This is a genomic window from Mameliella sp. MMSF_3455, from assembly GCF_030733205.1.
Lineage (GTDB): Bacteria > Pseudomonadota > Alphaproteobacteria > Rhodobacterales > Rhodobacteraceae > Antarctobacter.
Window position 1 is genome coordinate 80,331 of the sequence record NZ_JASHJL010000021.1, and the last position, 9,836, is coordinate 90,166.

A 9,836-nucleotide genomic window follows, 5' to 3' on the forward strand; every position below is an offset into this window, starting at 1 on the left:
CTCGGCAGTTGGCCGGCACCCGCTGTACCGAAGCGCCGGGTCCCTGTATCATCCGCCAAACCTGACGCGAGAGACACTTGGCCAGCGACCGCAACGCATCCGACGACTTCACCGGCCCGCTCAGGCGGCTGTTGCTTGTCGTCCTTGCGCTGGTGCTCTTCGGGTTTTTCCTGCTGTGGCGGATCGACAGCCCGCGCGTGGAACGGTTCCGCGCGCAGGTCGTCGATGCCGTGGTGCCGCGCATGGACTGGGCGATGGCGCCGGTGACGGCCACCATCCGGCTGGTGCGCGATTTCCAGAGCTATCAACAGCTATTTGAGCAGAACGAGGAGCTGCGCCGCGAGCTGCGCAAGATGACCGCGTGGAAAGAGGCGGCGCTGCAGCTGGAACAGGAAAACGCACGGCTGCGCGATCTCAACAATGTGCGACTGGACCCGCGCCTGACCTATATCACGGCCGTGGTGCTGGCGGACTCCGGCTCTCCGTTCCGGCAGTCGGTGCTGATCAACGTGGGCGGGCGCGACGGCATCGTGGACGGCTGGGCAACGATGGACGGCATCGGGCTGGTGGGCCGTGTGTCCGGGGTGGGTGCCAATACCAGCCGCGTGATCCTGCTGACCGATGCGACATCGCGCATCCCGGCGGAAATCCAGCCTTCGGGCCAGCGCGCCATCATCGCGGGCGACAACACCTCTGCGCCGCCCATCGACTTCCTGGAAAACCCGGACCTCGTGCGCCCCGGCGACCGCATCGTGACCACCGGCGACGGCGAGGTCTTTCCCCCCGGCCTCCTGATCGGGCAGGTGGCGCAGGATCCCGGCGGGCGGCTGCGCGTACGTCTGGCCGCCGACTATGAACAGCTGGAATTCCTGCGCGTCCTGCGCGACCACGGCGCGCGCCGGGTCGAGGCGCCCTCGTCGCTGATCCTGCCGGAGGTGCTGCCCGACGCCGGTACGCCACCGCCCGCCGCAGCTCCGGGAACGCCCGGCGATGGCTGAGAACAGCCCGGCGCGGCTCTGGACCATGCGGGCCACCTACGTGGCGCTCGCATTGGCGATCTTCTTCGTCCACCTGTTGCCGCTGCAGATCATGCCGTCGCGCATCGCGGGGCCGGACGTCCTGACGGCGCTGACCTTTGCCTGGGCGCTGCGGCGGCCCGACTATGTGCCGATGTTGTCCATCGCCGGGGTCATGCTGTTGGCGGATTTCCTCTTTCATCGGCCGCCCGGACTTTGGGCGCTGCTGGTGCTGCTGACCTCCGAGTGGCTCAAGGTGCGGGGCCGGCATGTGCGCGAGAACACCTTTGCCGCCGAATGGCTGACCGCCGCCACCGGCCTTCTGGTCATCACCGTGATCTACCGCGTCACTCTCGCACTCTTGATCGTGACGCCGGGAATGCTTTCTCTATGGGTGATGCAATATGGTATGACGGTCGCGATCTACCCCATGGTGGCCGCGGTCAGCTACCTTGCACTTGGCGTGCGGCGCAGCACGCCCGGCGAATACGATCACACGGGACGCCCGCTATGAGACGAAGCCCACGCGAAACCGCCGACAGTGCCCGCCGCATCACGCGACGCGGGCTGATCCTTGGCGGGCTGCAGCTGGGCTTTGCCGGGGTTCTGGCATTGCGCATGCGCCACATGCAGGTCGACCAGGCGGATGAATTTCGCCTGCTGGCAGAGGAAAACCGAATCAACATCCGGCTCATTCCCCCTGCCCGCGGCCGCATCTTCGACCGCGAAGGCCGGGTGATCGCCGAGAACGAACAGACCTACCGCATCACCCTGACGCGCGAGGACGCGGGTGATGTGACCACGGTGATCCGGCGCCTGGGCCAACTGGTGGAACTGGACGAGGACGACCTGAACCGCGCCCTGGCCGAGATGGAGCGCACGGCGCCTTTCTTTCCCGTCACCATCGCCGACCGCGTTCGGTGGGAGGACATCAGCCGCGTCGCGGTCAACGCCCCTGCCTTGCCCGGCGTCACCCCCGAGGTGGGCCTGAGCCGCGTCTACCCGAATCGCGATCTCTATGCCCATGTGGCGGGCTATGTCGGACCGGTCTCGGAACGCGACCTGTCGCGCTACGAGGATCCGCCGCCGGTGCTGCGCATCCCCCGGTTCCAGATCGGCAAGGTGGGCGTCGAGGCAAAATACGAGGAACAGCTGCGCGGCAATGCCGGCGCCAAGCGGGTCGAGGTCAATGCCGTGGGCCGCGTCATGCGCGAGCTGGACCGGCGCGAGGGCGAGGCCGGCGCCGACCTGCAGTTGACCGTCGATACGGCGCTGCAGGAATACGTTCAGGCGCGCCTTGGCCAGGAAAGCGCCTCTGTCGTGGTGATGGACGTCAACCGGGGCGACCTGCTGGCCATCGCTTCGGCCCCGTCCTACGACCCCAACAAGTTCGTGCGCGGGATTTCGGTGGCCGACTACGGCGAGTTGCGTGACAACGACCACCGCCCCCTGGCTTCGAAAACCGTGCAGGACGCCTATCCGCCCGGCTCGACCTTCAAGATGGTCACGGCGCTGGCCGCGATGGACGCAGGTCTGATGACGCCCGAAGACACGGTCTGGTGCCCCGGCCATCTCGAGGTCGGCGGGCGCAAGTTCCACTGCTGGAAACGTGTCGGGCATGGCCATATGACGCTGGAGCAGAGCCTTCGCGAAAGCTGCGACGTCTATTACTACGAAATGGCGCTGAAGGTGGGTATCGAGCGGATCGCCAGCATGGCGCGACGCCTCGGGCTGGGCGAGGCGCATAACATCCCCATGTCCGCCGTGACCAGCGGCCTGATCCCGGACAAGAACTGGAAACGGCTCAACCGCGGCGCGGACTGGGTGATCGGGGACTCTGTCAACGCCTCGATCGGCCAGGGCTTTGTCCTGTCCTCGCCGCTGCAACTGGCGGTCATGACGGCGCGCATCGCAACCGGCAAGGCGGTGACGCCGCGCCTCGTCAAGAGCGTCGACGGCATCGAGACCGTGCACCTGGAGGGGGCCGATCTTGGGCTGAACCCAAACCACCTGCGCCAGATCCGCCGCGCCATGTTCGCGGTGTCGAACCACCGCCACGGCACCGCCTACCGGTCGCGCATCAACGCCGCGGAAATGCGCATGGCCGGCAAGACGGGCACCAGCCAGGTCCGCAACATCACCGCCGCCGAACGTGCACGCGGTGTGACCTCGAACGACGACCTGCCCTGGGAACGGCGTGACCACGCGCTGTTCGTGAACTTCGCCCCGGCAGAGGCGCCACAGATTGCCGTTTCGGTGGTTGTGGAACACGGCGGCGGCGGCAGCACCGCGGCGGCCCCGATTGCCCGCGACGTCACGCTGCAGGCGCTTTACAAGGGCGATCCCCCGCTCGAGGCCTATCCCACGGCGGACCGACGCCGCATCAAGGCCCAGCAGGAACGGCTGGCGCGCGAACGCGCCGAGCGCCGCGCGCAAGGGAGCGACAGCGCGTGACCTATCTTGAATACAACGTCAAGACGGTCCCCACCGGCTGGCGCAAGATCCTGCACCTGAACTGGCCCTTGATCGTCTTGCTGACGGCGGTGGCGGGTATCGGTTTCCTGATGCTCTACTCGGTCGCGGGCGGATCGTTCAGCCCCTGGGCCGAACCCCAGATGAAACGCTTTGGCCTTGGCCTGGCGTTGATGTTCGTCGTTGCGATGGTGCCGATCTGGTTCTGGCGCAACATGGCGCTGGTCGCCTATTTCGGCGCGCTCGGCCTTCTGGTGATGGTCGAGCTGTTCGGTGCCGTGGGCATGGGCGCGCAGCGCTGGATCGACCTTGGTTTCATGCGGTTGCAGCCCTCCGAGGTGATGAAAATCGCGATGGTCATGCTGCTGGCCGCCTACTATGACCGGCTGCCGCTGTCGCGGACGTCGCGGCCGCTCTGGGTGCTGGTTCCCATCCTGATCATTCTTGTGCCCACGGGCCTGGTCCTGACCCAGCCGGACCTGGGGACGGCGATCCTGTTGATGACGGCAGGCGGGCTGATGATGTTCCTTGCCGGGGTGCACTGGCTTTATTTTGCCACCGTGATCAGCGCTGGCATCGGCACCATCTGGGCCGTGTTCCAGAGCCGCGGCACCGATTGGCAACTGTTGGCGGATTACCAGTTCCGCCGTATCGACACGTTCCTTGACCCGTCACAGGATCCGCTGGGCGCGGGCTATCACATCACCCAGGCCAAGATCGCGATGGGCTCGGGCGGCTGGACGGGGCGCGGTTTCATGCAGGGCACGCAGTCGCGGCTGAACTTCCTGCCTGAGAAGCACACCGACTTCATCTTCAACACGCTGGCCGAAGAGTTCGGTTTTGTCGGCGGGGTGTCCCTGCTGGCGCTCTACGTGCTGATCCTGCTGTTCTGCATCGTGGCGGCCCTGCAGAACCGTGACAGGTTCTCTTCGCTGCTGATCCTTGGCATCGGGCTAACCTTCTTCCTGTTCTTCGCCGTGAACATGTCGATGGTCATGGGGCTGGCGCCGGTCGTCGGCGTGCCGCTGCCGATGGTCAGCTATGGCGGGTCTGCCATGCTGGTCCTGATGCTGGCCTTTGGCCTGGTGCAAAGCGCCCATATCCACCGCCCAAGGTGATCCGGGCTGCACCCGGCCCGGTGCACCGGCTTTCCCTTGGCCCGTGCGCGTGGTCTAAGGGGCAAAAAGCAGACCGGAGCCCCGACCATGACCAATATCCTCTTCGCCGCCCGCTCCGAGAAATGGGAAGACTACGAGGTCCCCCTGCGCAGCGCGCTTGACGCCGAGGGGCTGGACTATCGACTGGACACCAACCTGCCCGCCGACGAGGTCGATTACATCGTCTATGCGCCGAATTCCGACGTGCAGGATTTCACGCCGTTCACCCGGCTCAAGGCCGTGCTCAACCTCTGGGCCGGGGTCGAGGGGATCGTGGGCAACGAGACCCTGACCGTGCCACTGACCCGCATGGTCGATGAGCACGGCCTGACCCAGGGCATGGTGGAATGGGTGACCGGCCACACGCTGCGCCATCACCTTGGCATGGACGCGCATATCGTGAACCCGGACCGCAAGTGGGATACGACCCCGCCGCCGCTGTCGGCGGACCGCCCGGTGACGATCCTCGGGATGGGCGCGCTGGGGCAGGCCTGTGCCAGCGCGCTGACCGCGCTGGGTTTCCCGGTCACGGGGTGGAGCCGCACGCCAAAGGATCTGCCCGGTGTCACTTGTCATGCAGGCGAAGACGGACTGCGCAAGGCGTTGACCGGCGCGCAGATCGTCATCCTTCTGCTCCCGGACACGCCTGCCACCCTGAACCTGATCGACGCCGAGACGCTGGCCATGCCGGCGCGCGGCGCCTGTCTCATCAACCCGGGGCGCGGGCCGCTGATCGACGATGAGGCACTGATCGCCGCGCTGGACGCGGGCCAGATCGCCCATGCCACGCTCGACGTCTTCCGGGTCGAGCCGCTGCCGGAGGATCATGCCTTTTGGTCTCATCCGCGTGTCACCGTCACACCGCATATCGCCTCGATAACACGTCCCGGGACGGCGGCCCGCGTGATCGCCGAAAATATCCGCAGGGGCGAAACCGGGGACCCCTTGTTGCACCTCGTGGACCGCGACGCCGGCTACTGACCCCCTCGCGGGCTTGACCCGGCGCCGTTCAACGGCCAAATCCCTGTCCAACCGCCTTGCTTTCAGGAAATCCCATGCCCTTCGACCGCACCGTCAAGATCGCCCCGTCCATCCTGTCCGCCGATTTCGCCGACTTCGGGCGCGAGATCCGCGCCGTCGAGGATCAGGGCGCCGACTGGATCCACGTTGACGTGATGGACGGACATTTTGTCCCGAACCTCACCTTCGGCCCGCCCGCGGTCAAAGCCTTTCGCAAACATGTCAAGACGGTCATGGACGTGCACCTGATGATCGCCCCCGTCGATCCCTACATCGAGGCCTATGCCGAGGCGGGCGCCGACATCCTGACCGCCCATGTCGAGGCCGGTGCACATACCCACCGCACCCTGCAGGCGATCCGCGCCGCCGGCATGAAGGCCGGTGTGGCCCTGAACCCCGGCACCCCGGCGCAGGCCGTCGAACACCTGCTGGACCTGACGGACCTTGTCTGCGTGATGACCGTGAACCCGGGCTTTGGCGGGCAGAAATTCATCGACATGACCAGCAAGGTCCGCACCCTGCGCCAGATGATCGGCGACCGCCCGGTGCATATCGAGATCGACGGCGGTGTCGATCCGACCACTGCGCCGCTTGTGGTCGAGGCCGGGGCCGACGTTCTGGTGGCGGGCTCTGCGGTGTTCCGCGGCGGCTCGGTCGAGAACCCGGCGCCTTATGGTGAGAACATCCGCGGTATCCGCACCGCGGCCACCACGCTTGCCGCATGAGCCTGACCATCGCCTTCGACCTCGACGGCACGCTGATCGACAGTGTGCCGCATATCCATCACGGCGTGGCCTCGGCACTGGCGGAAATGTCGCTGCCCGGGATCGACCGCCAAACGACGCAGGGCTTTGTCGGACGCGGCTTGCCGATCCTGCTGGAACGGGTTCTGGATCACCTCGGCGTTTCGCATGACCATCATTCCGAGCTGACGCGCCGCACCATGCATCACTACGTCAACACGCCCAGCGACCCGGCGTCGGTCTATCCCGGCGCCCGCGAGGCGCTGACCGCATTGCAAGACGCGGGCCACCGGCTGACGCTTTGTACCAACAAGCCGCATGAGGCCACGCTCTCTGCCCTGCGCGACACCGGGCTGGCGCCGTTTTTCGATATCGTCATCGGCGGCGACAGCCTGCCCACGCGCAAGCCAGACCCGGCCATGCTGAACGCCGCACTCAACGGTGCCTCGCGCGCCCTCTACGTCGGAGACAGCGAAACAGACGTCGAGACCGCGCAGAACGCGGGCATCCCGTTCCTGCTGTTCACCGAAGGCTATCGCAAGACCCCGGTCGGCGACCTGCCGCACAGGGCCAGTTTCGCGGATCACGCCGATCTGCCCGCGCTGGTCGCGGATCTGGCCTAGGACAAGGTCAGGCCCGCCGCGCCGTCAAGACCGGTACTTGAACACACCGGTGCCCTTGGCGATCAGCTCGCCGGTTTCGTCGGCAATCTGCGCTTCGGCAAAAAAGGACGACTGCCCGCCGCCGGTCTTCCAGCCCTCGCCCTTTAGCAACTGGCCCTTGGGACGCGAGAGATACTGCACGTTCAGGCTCAGCGTCAGGCACAATTGCCTGCGTTCGGGGTCGCCGGTCCAGCAGCCCGCATAGCCCATGACCGTATCCAGCAGAGAGGCGTGGACGCCGCCGTGCAGATTGCCGTGGCGGTTCATGTGGAAAGCTTCCAGCGGCAGCTCGAAGGCGGCATAGCCCTCGCGCCATTCGATCATCTGCATGCCGATGTGCCGGGAATAGGCATAGGGTGCCTCGCGGAAAGCCTCATCCATAACCGTGCCGGGCCTCCAGCCCCATAGCTGCAAATTTCGGAACATAAGCGCCCATTTTCAAACCCTTGTCCGGGTTCGCGGCCGTACCGTCAAGGGCCCGTTTCCTGACCCCTTGCAGGATCGCTGCCATGCGAAAGAAGGCGAAGGCGACACAAAAGCCCAGACCCTCGACACTGTCGATGCCGCGTCGCGCGCAATAGGCCGTCACGAACGCCTCGTCCGAGGGAAGTCCCAGCGCCACCCGATCTACCCCGGCCAATCCGCGTGTCTCCGGCCCCGGCGGCAGCTGCCACTGCATCAGAACGCCGGCGAGGTCCGCATGGGGATGGCCCAACGTGGACAGTTCCCAGTCCAGCACCGCCCTGCACTCTGCCCCCTTTGGCGCGAACAACAGGTTATCGAGACGGAAATCTCCGTGCACCAGGGTGCGCTGCCCGTCATCGGCAGGCAAGGCCTGTTCCAGCCAGGTGATCAAGTCTTCCATGTCAGGCTGCCGTTCGGTTTCCGAGTCGCGGTACTGCTTTGTCCACCGTGCCAACTGCCGTTCAAAGTAGTTTCCGGGTGCACCATAGTCAGACAGGCCGAGGCGCGCCGGATCCAGGGAATGGATCGCAGCCAGTACGCGGTTCATCTCGTCCATGATCGCGGTCCGCCCTGTTGGCGCCTCCCCCGGCAGATCGGGCTCCACAAGAGTTCGGCCGACGACATGCTCCATAATGTAGAACGTGCTCCCCAGCACCGCGTCGTCCTGGCAGAGCGCCAACATCTTCGGCACGGGCACGCCCGTCCCGGCCAGCGCAGTCTGGACACGAAACTCCCTGTCCACCGCATGGGCCGATTTCAGCAGTTTGCCCGGAGGCTTGCGCCGCAAGACGTAGCGGCCCGAGGGGCTGTCCAGTCGGAAGGTTGGGTTGGACTGGCCCAGGTCGAATTTTTCGGCGCGGAGCGGCCCGTGAAAATCCGGTACATGGGCCTCCATCCACTCCGCCACGCGCGCGATTTCCTCCGCCTGCATTCCGCCCCCCCCCTGTTTCTTCACCCTTCAAATACATACCCCCTGCAGAGGCCGTCAGAGGCTCTCTTCGGCATATTTGCGCAGTTCCGCCCGTGCCACCTGTCGCCGATGGACGGCATCGGGTCCGTCGGCAAAACGCAAGGTGCGGATATGCGTCCACATCGCGGCAAGGTCATGGTCCTGACTGATCCCGCCCGCACCGTGAATCTGCATCGCCTCGTCCACCACACGGGCAGCCATCAGCGGAGCCACCACCTTGATCTTGGAAATCCAGGGCTGCGCCGCGCGCACGCCGGCGGTGTCCATCATCCAGGCCGCCTTGAGGCACAGCAGGCGCGCCATCTCGATCTCCATCCGGGCATTGGCGATGATGTCGTGATTGGCGCCCAGCTCGGCAAGCGGCTTGCCAAAGGCCTCGCGCGACAGGCCGCGGCGGCACATCATCTCCAACGCCTTTTCCGCCTGTCCGATAGCCCGCATGCAATGGTGTATGCGCCCCGGTCCCAGCCGCCCCTGCGCCACCTCAAAGCCGCGCCCCTCGCCCAGAATGACATTCCGGGCCGGCAGGCGCACGTCGGTGAACCTCAGGTGCATGTGGCCATGTGGCGCATCATCCTGGCCAAAGACGGTCATCGGCCGCAGCACCTCGGCACCGGGTGTTCCCGGATCCATGACGAACATCGTGTGCCGGGCATGTCGTGCCGCATCGGGGTTGGTACAGGCCATCAGGATATACAGTTCGCAGCGCGGATCTCCGGCCCCGCTGATCCACCACTTCTCGCCGTTCAGCACATAGTCATCGCCGTCTCGCCGCGCCTCGAAAGCCAGTTGCGCCGCATCCGAAGAGGCGACATTCGGTTCCGTCATGACATAGGCGGAACGGATTTCTCCCTCCAGCAGCGGCGCCAGCCAGCGGTCCTTCATCCAGTCCGCACCATACCGCTCCAGCACCTCCATGTTGCCGGTATCCGGCGCGCTGCAGTTGAAGACCTCCGCCGCCAGCCCGACCTTGCCCATCTCCTCGGCCAGGTAGGCATATTCCACCGTCGTCAGCCCATAGCCCCGGTCGGACTCCGTCAGCCAGAAATTCCACAACCCCCGTGCCCTGGCCTCGGTCTTCAACCCGTCCAGGATTGCCAGTTGCCGCGGCACCAAGGCAAAGCGGTTGCCCGAGGGATGCGTACCGACAAGCGCATGAAACTCGGCATCCAGCGGCGCGATCTCCTCGTCGATCATCCGCCGCACCTGCGTCACCAATGCGCGCACGCGCGCCGTCATCCCTAGGTCCATGTCCTCTCCTCTCGACAGCCCAGCGCCGCCCGCGCGTGGAGCGGCGCGCACGGGGAGTGCGGGTGGGCGTCGCGCCGCTC

Annotated in this window: 10 protein-coding genes; 7 read left to right on the forward strand and 3 right to left on the reverse strand. The window is 66.0% G+C overall.

What is annotated here, in order from left to right; all coding sequences use genetic code 11:
* Nucleotides 1-77: 77 nt before the first annotated feature.
* The 7 genes from mreC (at nucleotide 78) to gph (ending at nucleotide 7,031) form a co-directional block, all read left to right on the forward strand.
* Nucleotides 78-998: a rod shape-determining protein MreC gene (gene mreC, locus RBB42_RS16180; protein ID WP_305968845.1), complete on the forward strand. Its 921-nt coding sequence runs from the start codon at nucleotides 78-80 to the stop codon at nucleotides 996-998.
* The gene (locus RBB42_RS16185) at nucleotides 991-1,530 is read left to right on the forward strand and encodes a rod shape-determining protein MreD (protein WP_305968844.1); all 540 of its coding nucleotides are present in this window, start codon (nucleotides 991-993) and stop codon (nucleotides 1,528-1,530) included. Before mreC ends, RBB42_RS16185 begins: the two co-directional genes overlap by 8 nt.
* Nucleotides 1,527-3,470: a penicillin-binding protein 2 gene (gene mrdA, locus RBB42_RS16190; RefSeq protein WP_305968843.1), complete on the forward strand. Its 1,944-nt coding sequence runs from the start codon at nucleotides 1,527-1,529 to the stop codon at nucleotides 3,468-3,470. The genes RBB42_RS16185 and mrdA overlap by 4 nt, the downstream gene beginning before the upstream one ends.
* A complete protein-coding gene (gene rodA, locus RBB42_RS16195; RefSeq protein ID WP_305968842.1) occupies nucleotides 3,467-4,606 on the forward strand; it encodes a rod shape-determining protein RodA in 1,140 nt (379 codons plus the stop codon). The genes mrdA and rodA overlap by 4 nt, the downstream gene beginning before the upstream one ends.
* Before the next feature lie 87 nt (nucleotides 4,607-4,693).
* Nucleotides 4,694-5,626: a 2-hydroxyacid dehydrogenase gene (locus tag RBB42_RS16200; protein ID WP_305968841.1), complete on the forward strand. Its 933-nt coding sequence runs from the start codon at nucleotides 4,694-4,696 to the stop codon at nucleotides 5,624-5,626.
* Nucleotides 5,627-5,700: 74 nt separating this feature from the next.
* A complete protein-coding gene (rpe, locus tag RBB42_RS16205) occupies nucleotides 5,701-6,390 on the forward strand; it encodes a ribulose-phosphate 3-epimerase (RefSeq protein ID WP_305968840.1) in 690 nt (229 codons plus the stop codon).
* Nucleotides 6,387-7,031 carry a phosphoglycolate phosphatase gene (gene gph / locus RBB42_RS16210; RefSeq protein ID WP_305968839.1) on the forward strand — a complete coding sequence of 215 codons (645 nt, stop codon included), beginning with the start codon at nucleotides 6,387-6,389 and terminating at the stop codon, nucleotides 7,029-7,031. The genes rpe and gph overlap by 4 nt, the downstream gene beginning before the upstream one ends.
* A gap of 24 nt (nucleotides 7,032-7,055) precedes the next feature.
* Here the strand turns inward: gph and RBB42_RS16215 are convergent, their stop codons facing one another.
* From RBB42_RS16215 to RBB42_RS16225, 3 genes are read right to left on the reverse strand one after another with little or no spacing between them, the layout of a single operon-like run.
* The gene (locus tag RBB42_RS16215) at nucleotides 7,056-7,451 is read right to left on the reverse strand and encodes a PaaI family thioesterase (protein ID WP_305968838.1); all 396 of its coding nucleotides are present in this window, start codon (nucleotides 7,449-7,451) and stop codon (nucleotides 7,056-7,058) included.
* Nucleotides 7,444-8,466 carry a phosphotransferase family protein gene (locus RBB42_RS16220; protein ID WP_305968837.1) on the reverse strand — a complete coding sequence of 341 codons (1,023 nt, stop codon included), beginning with the start codon at nucleotides 8,464-8,466 and terminating at the stop codon, nucleotides 7,444-7,446. Before RBB42_RS16220 ends, RBB42_RS16215 begins: the two co-directional genes overlap by 8 nt.
* A gap of 54 nt (nucleotides 8,467-8,520) precedes the next feature.
* Nucleotides 8,521-9,756, reverse strand: coding sequence for an acyl-CoA dehydrogenase family protein (locus RBB42_RS16225; RefSeq protein ID WP_305968836.1), 1,236 nt, complete (start codon nucleotides 9,754-9,756; stop codon nucleotides 8,521-8,523).
* Nucleotides 9,757-9,836 lie beyond the last annotated feature (80 nt).